Below are 15,616 nucleotides of genomic sequence, written 5' to 3'. Positions count from 1 at the left end.
AATCCGAGCACCGTCACAGGACTTTCGTATGCCAGGGCACACTAGTTTTTCCAGCGATCTCCCAGCTTGGTAGGGCAGTATTTTTAGCTCCAGGCATCCGGTGAGCCATTGGCCGCGAATACCTTGGGAGACGGCAAAATGCTGTCTCACACTGGGAGGAGAGGTTGATGTCCACTTCGCAAACGACGGTGGCCGCTTCCACGGTCACCGATGCAGCAACAGATACGGACGCCACCTGGGTTGCGCCCTCCTGGGAAGAAGTAGTAGTAGTCCATTCGCCGAAGGTCTACCGGCTGGCCTACCGTTTGACCGGCAACAAGTTCGACGCCGAAGATCTCACCCAGGAGGTTTTTGTCAGGGTCTTCCGATCCCTGGCCAACTTCACCCCCGGCACCCTCGACGGGTGGCTGCACCGAATCACCACCAATCTGTTCCTGGATCAGGCGCGACGGAAAAGCCGGATCAGGTTCGATGGCCTGACGGAGGAGGCCGAAAGCCGGCTTCCCAGCGCCCATCCCGGGCCGGAACGCAGCTTTGAATTCAACAACCTCGACATTGATGTACAGGCTGCCCTGGAAGAACTCCCACCCGATTTCCGGGCGGCTGTCGTCCTGTGCGATCTGGAAGGGCTCGCCTACAACGAGGTGGCTGAAGCCCTCGGGGTGAAGCTGGGAACAGTCCGCTCGCGGATCCACCGGGGGCGCACCATGCTGCGCGAGAAGCTGGCCCACCGTGACCCGGCCCTAACCGCCGCCAAAAGCACCCGGATGAAGCTGCCCCGGATTGCAGGTGCCCGTTAGCGGCCATGCGACATCCGAAGCGGCATCTAGCTGATTTCGCAGACGGTGAGTTGCCCTTGGATCGCCGCAGGGCGGTGGAAAGCCACCTCACCCGCTGCGCCTCCTGCCGGGACACCGTGCGGGAGCACAGGGGTGTCCGAAACCGGTTGCAAAGCTCCGAGATCCCACGTCCCGATGCCGATCTGTTCGATCGCATTATGGCGACCGCCCAGCAAAACCCAGAGACGCGCCCGGGGGTCGCGCCCGACGACGTCGGGCGGGAACAGCACGGACCCCGCCGGAGGCTGGAGAGCTTTGCCTCACGTCACCGCACACCGATGGCGGTGACCGGAGGGTTGGTCGTGGTTGCGCTCGCAACGCTCACCGGGGCCTATGCACTTGGCATCGAATCGGAGGATGAGGTCGTCGCCGGCGCTGGTCGAAGCGGGGCGTTGATGGCCGGCTGGCAGTCGGTTGCACCCGACACCCCTACGCTGCTGGATGCCAATCAGCTCGAAGAGCTTCGGGGCGGTGGCTGGCACTGTCCTGACCTCGAAATGATGGGCTTCAGTATCGTGGGCGCGGAAGCCATCACGGTGGCTGACCGTCCCGCACTCATGATGGTGCTCAACGACGGAACCGACTCAGTCACGATCTACGAACAGCGCAAACTCGGCGATGGCCGGGCACCGGTCGCGTCACCGCCCATCAACGCCCTCACAGGGAACTCCGTCGTCGACGACGGCTTCGAACGCATCGGCGGGATGCAACGCCAAATCTGGGTCCACCCAGGGCACTCCTGGCAGGTGGTTCTTGATTCCCAGTCGGTGACCTACACCGTTGTCTCAAGCCTTCCCGCAGCGGAAATGCCGCAGGCTGTCAGCCAGCTGGTACTGGCCGAGCACTCCCGGTTGGCCCCCACCGAGCCGACTCCGCAGGACCCCCTAAGCAGGATCATTCGAGGGCTCAACAAGCTGGCGCAGCCAGCCTCGGGACAGTGAGCCAAATAGCTCCTGTCGCCGCCGAAAGGTAGTCTTCTTCAGTGTTTGGAATCAACGGGCTCGAGTTTTTGCTGCTGGCTGTCATCGCCGTCATGGTTCTCGGACCTGAACGGCTGCCGGAGTATGCCGCCCAGCTGGGCAGGCTGGTAAAGGACCTCCGACGGATGGCGTCCGGCGCCCGGGAGCAGCTCCGCGAGGAAGTCGGCCCCGAGCTCGACGACGTCGACTGGCGCAAACTCGATCCCCGTCAGTACGACCCGCGCCGGATCATCAAGGAAGCCCTGATCGACGACGTCCAGGACGCTTTCAAGCCTGTCAGCGGGGGAGCGCCGAACCCGGAGGCCCCGGGGTCCGTCACGCCGCCCGCCCGGTCGCGGCCGCTGCCGTCAGTTGCGACGTCACCACGTCTCGGCGACGGCCAGCTGGCGCCGTTCGATGTGGAAGCCACCTAGCTCACCAGAGGGTTACTGCCTGGCTAGGTGGGAGTGATATTCAGTCGACGCCCGCCGAGGTCCCGTGGACGGCGGGCGAGGGTGCCTGCGATCTGGCGAAGTTCCTGCGCAGCCGCGGATTCGCTGGTCCCATCGACGATAGGTTCCCCACTATCCCCACCCTCGCGAAGGGCAATCTCGAGTGGGACACTGCCGAGGAGCGGGACCGGGTAGCCCAGGGCCTCAGTGAGCCGACCCGTCAGGGCGAGCCCGCCGCCCTTGCCGAACAGTTCCATCCGTTCCCCACCGGGAAGCTCAAGCCAGGACATGTTCTCGATTACCCCTGAAACCTTCTGACCCGTCTGGTTGGCCAGTGTCCCCGCGCGTTCAGCGACGTCCGCGGCCGCCGTCTGCGGAGTGGTGACCACCAGCAGTTCCGACGAGGGCAGCAGCTGGGCCACAGAGATGGCGATGTCCCCGGTACCAGGAGGAAGATCGAGGAACAAGACGTCCAGATCGCCGAAGTGCACATCGCTGAGGAACTGCTCAAGTGCGCGGTGGAGCATCGGCCCGCGCCAAGCGACCGGCTGATTGCCGGCGATAAACATGCCAATGGAAATGACTTTGACGTCATAAGCGACCGGCGGGAGGATCATCTCATCGACCCGGGTTGGCGGCTGGGTGATTCCCAGCAGGGAAGGTACCGAAAAACCGTAAACGTCAGCGTCGACAATCCCCACTCTCAGGCCTTGGGCGGCCATCGCCACCGCAAGATTCACGGTGACGCTCGACTTTCCGACCCCGCCCTTACCGCTCGCCACCGCGTAGATCCGGGTCAGCGACCCCTCATCGTTGAACGGGATGCCCTTCCGGCCACCGGGGCCCCTGAGCTGTTCCTTGAGCCGGTCGCGTTGCTGCTGGGTCATCACTGAGAGCCGCACGTCCACCGATGAGACTCCGGGGAGGCGGCCCACCGCGGTCTCGACGTCGCGGGTAATGGTCCCGCGCAGCGGGCAACCAGCAATGGTGAGCAGCACCTCGACGGTGACGGCACCGTCGACGACATCGGTGCCCGCAACCATACCCAGCTCGGTGATCGGTTTGCGAAGTTCAGGGTCAATCACGGTGGCGAGGGCTGCGTCCACCTGCTCAAGCAGTGTCACAACCGGTCAGACCGGTTGGGTTGCAGCTTCGGCAGCGACGCCGTCTGGTCGCCGCCCTTCCGGCGCGACTTTTTGTGGAGGGCAGTGTTCTTGTCCTCGGCGGTCTCAAGGATCTCTTCAAGGACTGAGCGCAGTTCGGACCGGACGTAATCGCGGGTCGCAACTTCACGGATCGCGATCCGCAGTTCAGCGATCTCCCGGGTCAGGTACTCGGTGTCGGAGAGGTTCCGTTCAGCACGCTGCCGATCCTGCCGCAATGACACCCGGTCGCGGTCGTCCTGCCGGTTCTGTGCCAGAAGCAGCAGGGGCGCTGCATAGGATGCCTGGAGGGAGAGCATCAGGGTCAGCAAGGTAAAACCAATGGCGGCGCTGTCGAAACGCAGTCCGCCAGGTGCCCAGGAGTTCCAGGCGAGCCAGAGGGCAACAAAGACTGTCATGTAAAACAGGAACTGGGGTGTCCCCATGAACCGGGCGAAGTTTTCGGTGGCACTTCCGAACCGGTCCGGGTTTGGCCGGAGACGGGGCAGCCAGCGTTTGCGGCTCTCGCGCGGGGTGTCGAGCCCTGTCGCAGTGGTCTTGATCCGCTCAGCCATTGGTTGCTCCCTTCGTCAGTCCCGGGTAGTCGTTGGCAGCGCGCCAGTCATCGGGCAGCAGGTGGTCGAGGACGTCGTCGACCGTCACCGCTCCGACCAACCGGCCTTCGGCATTAACAACGGGAATGGAGTTCAGATTATAGGTCGCAAGGATGCGGGCCACCTCGCTGATGTTGGCCTGATCCCCGACGGGCTCCAGATCGGTGTCAACGATATTCCCCAGCTGTTCCGGCGGCGGGAATCGCAGCAGCTGCTGGATGTGCACGACGCCGAGATACCGTCCGGTGGGCGTCTCAAGCGGCGGTCGGCACACGAAAATCGATGAGGCCAACGCTGGAGTCAGTTCCTCACGCCGCACATGTGCGAGGGCCTCGGCCACTGTCGCCTCGGGTGGGAGGATGACCGGCACGGTGGTCATCATGGAGCCAGCCGTGTCCTCCTCGTATTGGAGCAGGCGCCGCACATCCTCTGCGTCCTCGGGCTCCATCAAGGCGAGGAGGTCCTCCTTCTGCGCTTCGGGCAGTTCGTTGAGGAGGTCCGCGGCGTCGTCGGGGTCCATCTCCTCCAACACATCGGCGGCACGTTCACGGTGGAGGGATGAGAGGATCTGCACCTGGTCATCGTCCGGGAGCTCCTGGAGGATGTCAGCGAGCCGGTCATCCTGCAGGGCACCCGCGATTTCGGTCCGTCGTTTGTCACTCATTTCGTGCAGGGCGTCCGCGAAGTCGGCCGGTTTGAGGTCCTCGTGTTGCGCAACGAACTGGGAAGCTCCCTGCGGTTCGGCGGCGTCCCCGTGGTAGGCGTCCAGCCAGTCGACAATGAGGCGTTCGCCCCGGCGGAGTCCACGCAGCGCCGACGACGACGAGCCGCGCCTGATGAATACCTGCGATACGTGCCAGTCGCCGGCGCGGTCCACCTCGATGGCGATATCCTCGATGACCGCCTCGCCGCTCCCATCGCGCAGGGTCACCCGGCGGTCGAAAAGCTCACCCACCACCAGCATTTCGGCGCCGCGCTGTTCGAAGCGGCGGAGGTTCACCAGTCCGGTGCAGATGATCTGGGTCGAATCAATCGACGTGACCCGGGTCATCGGGACAAAGACCCGCCGTTTACCCGGCACCTCCACCACCAGGCCAACAGCCTGGGGCGCGGTGTTCGGGCCGAGGTCAAGAACCACCGCATCGCGGAGTCGGCCCAGACGGTCACCCAGTGGGTCAAACACGTCGAGGCCAAGCAGGCGCGCCACGAAAACGCGGGTGGGATTAGTACTCACCTGCCTAGGCTACTTTGGAACTGCCGCATCCGCCTTATTGGGTCGGAGACGGGGGAACTCTAGTTCACTGCGAGCGATACGGGCCCACAGGTCAGCTGTTCTGGGTGAGAATGGAACCATGTCAAATGTGCTTGGTCGAACGGCGTCACGGGATGAAGGCCGCATCCTGCCCAAAGGCGAAACGGTTGGACGGTACAGCGCCTACCTGGACGCGCAGAAGGCAGTGGATTACCTAGCCGACAGCAAGTTCCCCGTGCAGAAAGTCTCGATCATTGGCAGCGATCTGAAAACTGTTGAGCGAGTGACGGGCCGGCTCAGCTACCCGCGGGTGGCCCTGGCCAGCGCTGCAACGGGTGCGTGGTTCGGATTCTTCGTAGGCCTGATCTTGACGCTGTTCGGCGACGGCGGGGCGTACCTGCCCATCTTCACCGCAATGGCGCTTGGTGCCGTGTTCTGGATGCTGTTTGGCGTCATCACCTATGCCTTCCAGCGTGGCAAGCGGGACTTCACCTCCACGAGCCAGGTCATCGCCACCAGCTACGACGTCATCGTCGAACCGGAATCGGCCGGTGAAGCCCGGCGGATGTTGCAACAGTTGCCAATGAACGGTCAGGCTCAGCACCCCGGCGGGTCCGCGCAAGGGTGGCAACCACCTGCAGCGCCCCCGGCAGCGACGCCCGATAGCGGCCCACAGACGCCGGGCCAGCCTGGCCAGCCGCAGACCTGGAAAGACCCGCTCGCCCAGCCGATCCAGAATCCACAGCAGCACGGTGCCCCCGGGTCCGGGACTGCCACCCAGGGCAACTCACCGGACCAGGGTGCAGATACCGCAGCAGCTGCGTCGCAGGACTCAAGCCCGACCGGCCCCCGGCGCGGCCAGTTCCCCGACCTCCCTGACGGGCGGCCGCAGTACGGTGTCCGGGTTACCCCACCCGAGGGCAACCCTGCCGGTGATCAAAGCGACGGGAAGGGGCCTGAGGATTCAGGTCAGCCCTCCGAACGGGTCTAGCCGCTCTCGCTGGGGGAGTCCGCGAGGAGCAGCGTTGTTGCGGCGTCGAGATGCTCAGGCTCACCAGTCTGCAGCGCATAGCAGGCATAGCCGACGGGGCTGGCGGCCATCAGCGCCGCGCACCGGTCAGCCAGCCGAGGCTCTTCCCGCCCCATAACGTCGCGGTAGGCGGAAACGGTTAGGGCATAGACGGCAGGCGGTGCGCTCATGTGCTGGAACATGAAGTCCAATGCCGGGTCGTCGACGGCGGCTGTGGTCCAGTCGAGGACCGACTCGATGCCGTCATCGGCGCCGAGGAGAAGGTGAGCCGGATACAGCTCTCCATGGGTCAGCACCGTTCGCTCTGGCCACAGGGCGTCGTCGTCAAGCCATCGGGACCACCGTAACGACAGCCCTGGGGACACGGTGAAGTTGTCCTGCGCCAGGGCAACGTTGTCACTCCAGCTGTCCCGCACCTGTTGCGGTGACCTGGTATGTACACCGGCGGCCGCCGCCGCCACCGTGTCCTGGGTGTGGAGGGCCGCGATGAGGTGGCCCAGTGACGTGGCATAGTGCTCTGATCCGGTGTCGTAGTGCCAGACCGGCTGCCCCTCCTGGTCGAGGGTCAGCCCGGGTGTGCCGGGGAGCAGCGGGTAGGCGATCAGATCGGCCGACTGGATCTTCCAATCGGGGACAGCGACCGTCAACCGTGGCTTGAGGAAACTGAGGATCGCAGCCTCCTCACTCAGTTTCGCCGCCACATCAGGGCGGCGGGGCAGGCGGAGGACCCATGGAGAGCCGTCCCGTCCGCTGGCGAAGGCCACCCGGTAGTCGAGGCCTGCCTCGTTGAAGCTGACACTCGCTGGATCCAGCTCAAGGCCGTGCCCGGCGGCGAGCGCCGTCACCTCGGCAGGTGACGGCGCTCGCGACGTCGCGGTCACGGGTTACTCGCCGGTGGGGCTGTAAATCCCCGCCATCCACGCTTCGACGTCGTCGGCTTCGCGGGGTAGCGCTGCGCTCAGGTTCACGGGGCCATCAGCGGTCATCAGGATGTCATCCTCGATCCGCACCCCGATCCCGCGGAACTCCTCGGGGACCGCCAGGTCCTCGTCCTTGAAATACAGGCCTGGTTCGATGGTGAAGACCATACCTTCGGTCAGAATGCCGTCCAGGTAGAGTTCGCGTTTGGCCTGGGCGCAGTCGTGAACGTCCATGCCCAGGTGGTGGCTCGTACCGTGCGGCATCCACCGGCGGTGGTGCTGCCCGTCCTGCGACAGGGCTTCCTCGAGGGATACCGGGAGGAGGCCCCAGGCGTCGAGCCGTTCCGCAAGAACAGTGATTGCTGCCTGGTGGACATCCCGGAACTTGCGGCCCGGCTGGGCTGCCGCAAATCCGGCGTCGGCAGCGTCCAGGACTGCCTGGTAAATCTTCCGCTGGATGTCGGTGTACCTGCCGTTGACCGGGAGGGTGCGCGTGATGTCCGCGGTGTACAGGGTGTCAGCCTCGACACCCGCGTCGAGGAGCAGGAGTTCACCCGCATGCACCTGGCCGTTGTTACGGATCCAGTGCAGCACCGTGGCGTTGTTACCGCACGCGGCAATGGTGTCGTAGCCCAGGTCGTTGCCTTCTTCACGGGCGCGTGCGAAGAAGGCTCCTTCGACGACACGCTCACCGCGATGGTGGGTGATGGCGCGGGGGAGTTCCTTGACCACCTCGTGGAAGCCGTTGACTGTCGCCGCGACGGCGACCTTCATCTGCTCCACCTCCCAGGCGTCCTTGATCAGGCGCAGTTCGGAGAGGGCTTCGGCGAGCTTGCCATCAAGCTCATCGGACTTTTCCAGGTCGACGCCGGTGTTGATCCGGGAGGTGTCGACGAGGGCGTCGGCGTTGAGGTCGACTTCGCGCAGCAACCGGATCCGCATGCCTCCCACCTCGGGGACGCCTGCGTCCTTGGTGACTGCGACTTCCAGTTCGGCAAGGTCGGCCGTCTCGATGGAAAGCAGGGTCCTGATTTGTGCGTGTGACAGTCGTGAGCCGATCCAGAACTCACCATAGCGGGCGTTGGCATAGAACTCGGGGTTGTCGTGACCAGCGAGCTCCCTGAAGTACAGGGTGGAGTGATGCTGTCCGCCGTCGTCGCCGAGGCCAGCCTCGGTGGGCTCCATGATGAGCACTGCATCGGGTTCGTGATCGAGCCCAAGACCGGTCAGGTGCGCAAACCCGGAGTGCGGCCGGAAGCGGTAGTCGGTGTCGTTGGAGCGCACCTTGAACGGCCCGGCGGGGATGACGAGACGTTCGCCTGGGAACAGGTCCGAGATGGTACGACGGCGTTTGGCGGCGTGCGGGGCCACCTCAGCCTCGGCGGGCAGCTCGGTGGGCTTCGGTTCCCATTGCTGGGCCATGAACGCTTTGAACGCCTCCGATTCGGGGCGCTGGGAACGGTTCTCGTTCCGGGCAACAAGAGGCTGCTCTTCGGTGGTGGAGAGCGCGGCGGCGGTCTGGGACAGGGTGTTGTTCTCTGCTGTACTCACCAGTCCATGATCTCACCGGTGTCGGAGGCAACCAAACAGTTGTCAGGGGCAGCTCCAGTGCGGGCGTAGATTAGGTGGGTGAGAATTGACCTACACACGCATTCGACCGTTTCGGACGGCACCGAAAGTCCTGCAGACCTGATCAAAGCGGCGCTGGACGCGGACCTTGATGTGATTGCGCTGACCGATCACGACTCGACCGCGGGCTGGGCAGCAGCTGCGGTCGCGGCGCGCGCGCACGGTGTGGCGCTGGTCCCTGGCATGGAAGTGTCGTGCCGGACTGATACGGGCATTAGCGTTCATGTGCTCTCCTACCTGCACGATCCGCTGCACCCCGGCCTGATGGCAGAAATTCTCCGGTCCAGGGATGCCCGGCTGACGCGGGCTGAGCGGATGGTTGAGCGCCTCGGAGCCGACTATCCGATTACCTGGTCCGATGTGCAGGAGCACATCGCGGACGGGGCAACCGTCGGGCGCCCGCATATCGCTGATTCTCTGGTGGCGCTGGGTATCGTCTCCAACCGGAGTGAAGCCTTCACCCATATCCTCACGGCGACGTCCCCCTACTGGGTAGGCCATTACGCACCGCACCCGGCACAGGCGGTGGAACTGATTCGCGCGGCGGGCGGCGTTGCGGTCTTCGCCCACCCAGTGGCATCGGCCCGAGGCCGGATTGTGGGTGACGACGTGATGGGCCAGATGATCGACGCAGGATTGCAGGGCCTGGAGATCGAGCATCGCGACAATCCGGAACCTGGCCGCCGCGACCTGCGGCGCATCGCCGCCAGGCATGGCTTACTCGCCACCGGGTCCAGCGATTACCACGGGGAAGGAAAACCGAATCGGTTGGGGGAGAACCTCACTGTCCCCGACGTGCTCGCGCAAATTGAAGCGTTAGCCACCGGGTCGGTCGTCGTTCGCTGAACACCCCGCTCGAAGCGGGAACCGGTCAGCAGTAGGGGCCGAGCCTGGCCTTCATCACGTCGATCGCCTGCGGGTTCTGGTCAACGCAGACGAACCGGCGGCCCAGTTTCGCTGCCACCGCGCCGATGGTTCCTGATCCGGCAAAGAAGTCGAGTACCCAGTCACCCTCGCGGCTGCTGGCAGTGACCGCCCGGCGGAGGAGCCCCTCGGGTTTCTGGGTGGGGTAGCCGGTCTTTTCCCGGCCGGTGGGAGAGACGATGGTATGCCACCAGACATCGGTGGGCAGTTTACCCAGGGCAGCCTTCTCCGGGGTGACCAGCCCTGGCGCCATATAGGGTTCGCGGTCCACCCCTGCGCTGTCGAAATAGTAGTTCGAGGGGTTCTTCACGTACACCAGAATGTTGTCGTGTTTGGCCGGCCACCGGGTTTTTGCACGGGCACCGTAGTCGTAGGCCCAGATGATCTCGTTCAGGAAGCTGTCCCTGCCGAATAGGGCGTCAAGCATCACCTTGACGTAGTGCACTTCCCGGTAATCCAGATGCACATACAGGGTGCCGTCGTCGGTGAGGAGCCGCCACGCTTCAGCGAGGCGGGGAGCCAGGAACTCCCAGTAATCCTCGAAGACGTCGTCGTAGCTTGCCAGCATCCCCTTGACTGTCGAGTAGCTGTGCCCCTTGAACCCGATCCGGTCCCCGGTCCCATCAATGGAGCGGACCATCGACGTCTGCTGGCGCCGTTGGGCCCGCCCCGTGTTGAAGGGCGGGTCAACGTAGATCATGGTGAAGGAGTTGTCAGGCAGCGTCGGGAGGTAATCGGCGTTGTCGGCGTGCACCACCAGGTTGCTGCCGTCCGGACGCCACACCGGCACCGTGGCGGGGACGGGCATGTTGTACCTAGCCCTCGGCTCCGGTGGCAGGCTTGTTCACTACCTCGCCGTTGCGGCTCCGGGTGCGGGAACGGCTACGGCGCGGACGGTCGGCGGCCGGTGCATTGTCCGCACCCGATGCCGGCGAGCTGGCCGTGCTCGGGCGGGACGCGCCCGATTCTCCGGCTGATCCGCCCGAACGACGGCGGCGGTTACCCGAGTTTTCGCCGGACCTCGGGGAGTCGCGCTGATCCGATGACCGTGAGCGATCGCCGCTGCGGGAGCGGTCACCGCTGCCGGAGCGCTCCGCGCCGCGTCCCCGGCCGGAGCCGTGTGACTCGGGTGCTGCACGGTGCTTCTTGCCGGTCTCGCCGAGATCCTCGAGTGTTTCGGCGTTGATGCCTGCGAGGGTCCGCTTGTCGCGGGGCAGCCGCCCCTTGGTGCCCTCGGGGATGTCAAGTTCCTCGTAGAGGTGTGGGGATGAGGAATAGGTCTCGACCGGCTCGGCAGCGTTAAGACCAAGGGCCTTGTTGATCAGGCCCCAGCGTGGCATATCGTCCCAGTCCACGAAGGTGACGGCGGTGCCCTTCTTGCCGGCCCGACCGGTGCGGCCAACCCGGTGCAGGTAGGCCTTTTCGTCCTCGGGGCACTGGTAATTGATTACGTGGGTGATGTCTTCCACGTCGATGCCCCGGGCTGCCACCTCGGTGGCCACGAGGACGTCAATCTTGTCCCCGCGAAACGCCCGCAGCGCCTGCTCCCGGGCGCCCTGGCCCAGGTCGCCGTGGATAGCCCCGGCCGCGAAGCCACGGTCGATCAGTTCCTCGGACAGCTTGGCGGCGGTGCGTTTGGTCTTGGTGAAAATGATGGTGCGTCCACGGCCCCGTGACTGGAGGATCCGGGCCACCACCTCGGCCTTGTCAAGGTTATGTGCCCGGTAGATGACCTGGCGGATATCCTTCTTGGTGATTCCCTCGTCTTCGGGGTCAGCCGCACGGATGTGGGTTGGCTGGGTCATGTACCGGCGTGCCATAGCTACCACTGGGCCGGGCATGGTGGCTGAGAACAGCATCGTCTGCCGTACCGCTGGGGTGCCAGCGATCAACGTTTCGACGTCGGGCAGGAACCCGAGGTCGAGCATTTCGTCGGCCTCATCCAGCACGACGAGCTTCACATTGGCGAGGGAGAGCAGCTTCTGGCGGTACAGGTCGATCAAACGGCCGGGGGTACCGACCACAATCTCGGTGCCGTTCTTGAGCGCCTCGATCTGGGGCTCGTAGGCGCGGCCACCGTAAATGGTGACGATCCGGGCGTGACGCTTCTTGGCGGCGGTGGTGAGGTCGCCAGCAACCTGGACGGCGAGTTCGCGGGTGGGGACCACGATGAGTGCCTGTGGGGCGCCGGGCACAGGCAGGCGGTCGTAACCGTCGTCCTTGGGGGCGACCACGCGCTGCAGGGCCGGAATGCCGAAGCCTAGTGTCTTACCGGTGCCAGTCTTGGCCTGGCCGATGATGTCATGTCCGCCCAGGGCGATTGACAGGGTCATGGCCTGAATGGGGAAAGGGTGGATGATCCCGGCATCAGCCAGGGATTCCACAATGTCGGCACGAACATTGAAGTCCGCGAACGTCTCTTCGGCCTCTTTGTGGGGCTCCTCGGTGGTTACCAGTGTCTCCTCGACGAAGATCTCGTCGTCGCTGTTGTCAGCATGGAGGTGATGGGTGTCTGTCACCTGGGTGTCTTCAGTGTTCAATTAAATACCGTTCATTTAGGCCGTACGGCTGCTGGATCTCGACGGGTGGCTGACGTGTGGTCAGCCCGGAGGAACAGGCGTACGGCGTCCAGTGGAAGCCGATCGCGGGCTTACGACTGCAGGCCGGGAATTCGGACGAATCCTGTCGGCTAAGAAGAACTCAAGATCGCGTAGGTACTTGCGGGTCAGGGGTAACTTATCAGGAAATGATGAGTACGACCGGGCATCCATTACTACGCAGTAAACTCTACCCTGCCCCAGCGGGCGTGCCCGACACGCCGGTACTGGGCGGGTCATTGATCAATACGAAGCGGGTAATGCGGGCATCGATGTCGGCGCGTACCAGGCGCACCCTGACAGCCTCGCCGGCAACCAGGTCCCCCTCGCACCTGGCTTCGAAGGCCGGGTTGGCCAGCTGGATGGTTCCGACTGGCAGATAGCCGTTGTGCGAGTTGCCGTTCGGCGGTTTCGCCCCGGAGATGACGACGGCGTCGAACTCCTGTCCCACCAGATTACTCAGCAGCGCTGCCTCGACGGCGTCCAGCGCGCCGCGTTCCATCCGGGAGGATAGCTGGTTGGACGAGTTCATTAACGAGTTGAGTTCCGGCAGCGCGTCGCGGGCCCACGCCGGGACCTCGGTGTCGCCGCACAGGGCAGCGCAGATCACCAGAACAAAACGGTCAACCAGCCGTCGCAGCGGCGCAGTGGTGTGCGCATAGGGAGCGGCGATGGCGGCCTGGCTCATGGCGGCGGGGAGCTCGCCATCGAACGCTGTATAGCCAGCGCCCCTGAACAGGGACGCCGCCGCATGCATCAGTGAGAGTTGGCGGGGGTCGGTGGTGTCAAGGCTGCGCAGGAATTCCCCGTACGCCATACCCTCCGGCCAGGGCGTGCCGAGCACCCGTGCCTGACGGCGAAAACGGGAGACGGACTCCCGATCCGGTGGGGGCATGGTACGCAGGACGCCGATCTTTCCGTCGATCATCAACTGAGCCGCGGCCATCCCCGTCATCAGGGAAATTTGTGCGTTCCAATCTTCCGCCGGGAGCGGCGGCGACGTCAGAATGAAGTACCTGTCGCCGTCGTTGGCTATCTCCTGCTCGGGAAGGTTGAGGCTGGCGCCTCCTCGGAGACGTTCCAGCTCGATCCGTAGGAGCCCCACTTCCCTGAGTAGCAGCAGGTTGTCGGGGGCGCCGCCCGAGTCAATGTCGCGCTGTACCTGTTCGTAGGTCAGCTGGGCCCGGCTGCGGATGAGTGCTCGGCGCAGGTCCGTGTCCTGGACCTCGCCCGCCTCGTTCAGCTCAAACTGCCACACGTAGGCCGGTCGAACCAGCCCCGGCAGAAGACTGGCGGCATCCTCGGAAATGATCTCGGGGTGGAGCGAGATCCTGCCGTCCGGGGCGTAGACAGTCTGGCCACGGCGTCGGGCCTCCAGATCAATCGAGCCGCCCGGGGCCACGAAGGCCGGCACATCGGCGATTGCATACCAGACCCGGTACCCGGACCCGCGGCGTTCCAGATGGACTGCCTGATCCAGGTCGATGGATCCGGGTGGATCGATAGTGATGAAGCCGAGGTCGGTCAGGTCGGTATCCGGCCGTGAATGATTCCTGACCGCGTGCTCAGCTTCGGCGAGCACCTCGGGTGGGAAGTCGGACTCAAGGCCCAGCTCCTCCCGGAGGAGCTGCAGGGAACGGGTCAGCTGCAGTTGGGAATTCCGATTCGACAAATCAAGATGCGAGTACGGCACAATCTCAACCGTAATACACCGATCAACCGCCCGCCTGATCAAGCGCAGCGCGCGTCACCGGGGTTCAGGAGTTCGGGCACCGGTACCCTTAACCCCATGAGTTCACTGCCGTCCTCCCCGCCCGAGCAGGATTCCGACGAGCACACCGCCGGAACGCAGCCCCGGCTCCCTGCCGACCCCCGCTACGCACGGTTCATCGTTGACCTGTTCGGGGTGATGGCCTACGGCGAACTCTCAGGATTCGAGCGGCTGTCCTCAGACGCGCGCTTCTCGCCCACCCTCCATGACCGGGCCACCCTTGGCAGGTTGGCTGTCATTGAGTTTGAACACTTCGAAATGGTCAGCCACCATCTGGCTGCGTTGGGAGTGGACGTCGAAACCGCAATGTCCCCCTTCCAACCGTCAATCGATTCCTTCCACGAGCGAACCCGGCCAGCCGACTGGTACGAATCGCTGATGAAGGCATACGTGATCGACGCGATCTCCGACGACTTCTATACGGCGCTCGCCGGACGGCTGGATGCATCGACCCAAGAGCTGATCGGGCGGATCCAGTCTGCCGATGAACAGGGGCCGCTGCTGCAGGAACGGCTGCAGGAGGCACTTGCCGATGACCCACGGTTGGCTTCCCGGCTGGCATTGTGGGGTAGGCGTCTCGTCGGGGAGGCTCTCACCCAGGCGCAGCGCATCGGCATTGAGCGGGCATTCCTCGGCGCGCTGCTGTTCGCAGGAGCCGAAGACGACCAGGAAAAGGAAACACTGCTGTTGTTTTCTCAGCTCACCCGTAATCATTCACGCCGCATGAGCCTACTCGGACTGACTGCGTAGTGGTCTTCGGGAGGCTGCTCCCGTCTTGTCGCCCCTCGCGGTGTCCGCGCTGAGCGTGCGCCCAACCTTTTGTCTTACCCTGCTCCTCGGCGCATTGCGCCAGCCCATTCGGGTCTGTTCCGGTCCCCTTTTTAGAAGGGTGGTGGGTCGGGGTTGGTGGTGTAGGTTTTGCCGGTGAGTGAAGTGGCGGTGAGGGTGCCGGGGTCGGGTTGCTGGTAGTGCCAGTAGCCGTCGGTTTTGAGTTTGTGGTGTTTGCGGCAGAGGGCTGCGAGGTTGTCGTAGCTGGTGGTCCCGCCCTGGTGCCAGGGGATGGTGTGGTCGAGGTCGCAAGCCGGGGCTGGCCGGTTGCAGCCGGGATGGCGGCACGTTTTGTCCCTGACGAGTATGGTCCGTCGGAGACTTTCCGGGACCGCGTACCGGTCCCGGCCGACGCTCAGGACAGCACCGGTCTCAGGGTGGGTGAGGATCCGGGTGAATCCTGGGGCGTGGGCGGCGAGGTTCCGGGCGGTGTCCGGGTCGATCGGCCCATACCCGGCCAGGTCCGCTGGTGCGTCGCCGCCGAGCAGGGTCATCACGGGTACGGTCACGAACACCACCGGGTGCACCCCCAGCACCGCCGCCAAATCCACCCCACCAGCACCGCTGGATACACCCCCACCGCCAGCGGTCCCTGGAACGCCGGTTGCTGGAGCGCCGGTGGTGTGTGTGCTGGTGGTGCCTGGATTGCCAGTGGTGCC

At 64.6% G+C, this 15,616-nt stretch carries 15 protein-coding genes; 6 read left to right on the top strand and 9 right to left on the bottom strand.

From position 1 onward, the window contains the following. The first annotated feature begins 167 nt into the window (after nucleotides 1–167). The 3 genes from sigE to ABD059_RS14725 are packed head-to-tail and all read left to right on the top strand — an operon-like array spanning nucleotide 168 to nucleotide 2,232. Nucleotides 168–800 carry an RNA polymerase sigma factor SigE gene (gene sigE, locus ABD059_RS14735; protein ID WP_343881376.1) on the top strand — a complete coding sequence of 211 codons (633 nt, stop codon included), beginning with the start codon at nucleotides 168–170 and terminating at the stop codon, nucleotides 798–800. Nucleotides 801–805: 5 nt separating this feature from the next. Continuing rightward, nucleotides 806–1,780 (top strand): anti-sigma factor family protein, encoded by a 975-nt coding sequence (locus ABD059_RS14730; RefSeq protein WP_343881374.1) that lies wholly within the window; start codon nucleotides 806–808, stop codon nucleotides 1,778–1,780. Between the two features lie 41 nt (nucleotides 1,781–1,821). After that, nucleotides 1,822–2,232, top strand: a complete 411-nt coding sequence (locus ABD059_RS14725) for a sec-independent translocase (RefSeq protein WP_343881372.1) — start codon at nucleotides 1,822–1,824, stop codon at nucleotides 2,230–2,232. 23 nt (nucleotides 2,233–2,255) lie between these two features. On the opposite strand, the gene ABD059_RS14720 is transcribed toward ABD059_RS14725, so the two are convergent. Genes ABD059_RS14720 through ABD059_RS14710 form a run of 3 tightly spaced genes read right to left on the bottom strand, consistent with a single transcriptional unit; the run spans nucleotide 2,256 to nucleotide 5,240 of the window. Further along, nucleotides 2,256–3,374 (bottom strand): Mrp/NBP35 family ATP-binding protein, encoded by a 1,119-nt coding sequence (locus tag ABD059_RS14720; RefSeq protein ID WP_343881370.1) that lies wholly within the window; start codon nucleotides 3,372–3,374, stop codon nucleotides 2,256–2,258. Then, complete coding sequence (locus ABD059_RS14715) at nucleotides 3,371–3,967, bottom strand: DUF1003 domain-containing protein (RefSeq protein ID WP_343881368.1); 597 nt, start codon at nucleotides 3,965–3,967, stop codon at nucleotides 3,371–3,373. The genes ABD059_RS14720 and ABD059_RS14715 overlap by 4 nt, the downstream gene beginning before the upstream one ends. Then, nucleotides 3,960–5,240 (bottom strand): magnesium transporter MgtE N-terminal domain-containing protein, encoded by a 1,281-nt coding sequence (locus ABD059_RS14710; protein ID WP_343881366.1) that lies wholly within the window; start codon nucleotides 5,238–5,240, stop codon nucleotides 3,960–3,962. Before ABD059_RS14710 ends, ABD059_RS14715 begins: the two co-directional genes overlap by 8 nt. Before the next feature lie 118 nt (nucleotides 5,241–5,358). Here ABD059_RS14710 and ABD059_RS14705 point away from each other — a divergent pair, with 118 nt between their 5' ends. Next, entirely contained in the window at nucleotides 5,359–6,249 is an 891-nt protein-coding gene (locus ABD059_RS14705; protein WP_343881363.1) for a general stress protein, read from the top strand. On the opposite strand, the gene ABD059_RS14700 is transcribed toward ABD059_RS14705, so the two are convergent. Both ABD059_RS14700 and ABD059_RS14695 read right to left on the bottom strand, forming a co-directional pair. Next, on the bottom strand, nucleotides 6,246–7,169 hold the full coding sequence (locus ABD059_RS14700; protein WP_343881361.1) for a macrolide 2'-phosphotransferase: 924 nt from the start codon (nucleotides 7,167–7,169) through the stop codon (nucleotides 6,246–6,248). The two genes, ABD059_RS14705 and ABD059_RS14700, sit on opposite strands and share 4 nt — an antisense overlap. Nucleotides 7,170–7,172: 3 nt before the next feature. Beyond that, complete coding sequence (locus tag ABD059_RS14695; protein ID WP_343881359.1) at nucleotides 7,173–8,759, bottom strand: aminopeptidase P family protein; 1,587 nt, start codon at nucleotides 8,757–8,759, stop codon at nucleotides 7,173–7,175. Between the two features lie 78 nt (nucleotides 8,760–8,837). On the opposite strand from ABD059_RS14695, the gene ABD059_RS14690 reads away from it, so the two are divergent. Beyond that, nucleotides 8,838–9,683: a PHP domain-containing protein gene (locus ABD059_RS14690; protein WP_343881357.1), complete on the top strand. Its 846-nt coding sequence runs from the start codon at nucleotides 8,838–8,840 to the stop codon at nucleotides 9,681–9,683. 25 nt (nucleotides 9,684–9,708) lie between these two features. On the opposite strand, the gene ABD059_RS14685 is transcribed toward ABD059_RS14690, so the two are convergent. From ABD059_RS14685 to ABD059_RS14675, 3 genes are all read right to left on the bottom strand, one after another. Beyond that, entirely contained in the window at nucleotides 9,709–10,569 is an 861-nt protein-coding gene (locus ABD059_RS14685; protein WP_343881355.1) for a DNA-methyltransferase, read from the bottom strand. A 7-nt stretch (nucleotides 10,570–10,576) separates the two neighbouring features. Further along, nucleotides 10,577–12,301 (bottom strand): DEAD/DEAH box helicase, encoded by a 1,725-nt coding sequence (locus ABD059_RS14680; protein WP_377959676.1) that lies wholly within the window; start codon nucleotides 12,299–12,301, stop codon nucleotides 10,577–10,579. 247 nt (nucleotides 12,302–12,548) lie between these two features. Continuing rightward, a complete protein-coding gene (locus tag ABD059_RS14675) occupies nucleotides 12,549–14,051 on the bottom strand; it encodes an RNB domain-containing ribonuclease (protein WP_343881353.1) in 1,503 nt (500 codons plus the stop codon). A 96-nt stretch (nucleotides 14,052–14,147) separates the two neighbouring features. On the opposite strand from ABD059_RS14675, the gene ABD059_RS14670 reads away from it, so the two are divergent. Next, nucleotides 14,148–14,879: a ferritin-like fold-containing protein gene (locus ABD059_RS14670; protein ID WP_343881351.1), complete on the top strand. Its 732-nt coding sequence runs from the start codon at nucleotides 14,148–14,150 to the stop codon at nucleotides 14,877–14,879. Nucleotides 14,880–15,010: 131 nt separating this feature from the next. On the opposite strand, the gene ABD059_RS14665 is transcribed toward ABD059_RS14670, so the two are convergent. Continuing rightward, nucleotides 15,011–15,616 (bottom strand): HNH endonuclease (locus ABD059_RS14665; protein ID WP_343881349.1); only part of this gene is annotated, 606 nt, incomplete at its 5' end.

The sequence above is a fragment of the Arthrobacter flavus genome (assembly GCF_039526005.1).
Taxonomy (GTDB): domain Bacteria; phylum Actinomycetota; class Actinomycetes; order Actinomycetales; family Micrococcaceae; genus Arthrobacter_D; species Arthrobacter_D flavus.
The sequence above is the reverse complement of the archived record's forward strand: the minus strand, read 5'-3'. Positions and strand labels throughout refer to the sequence as shown.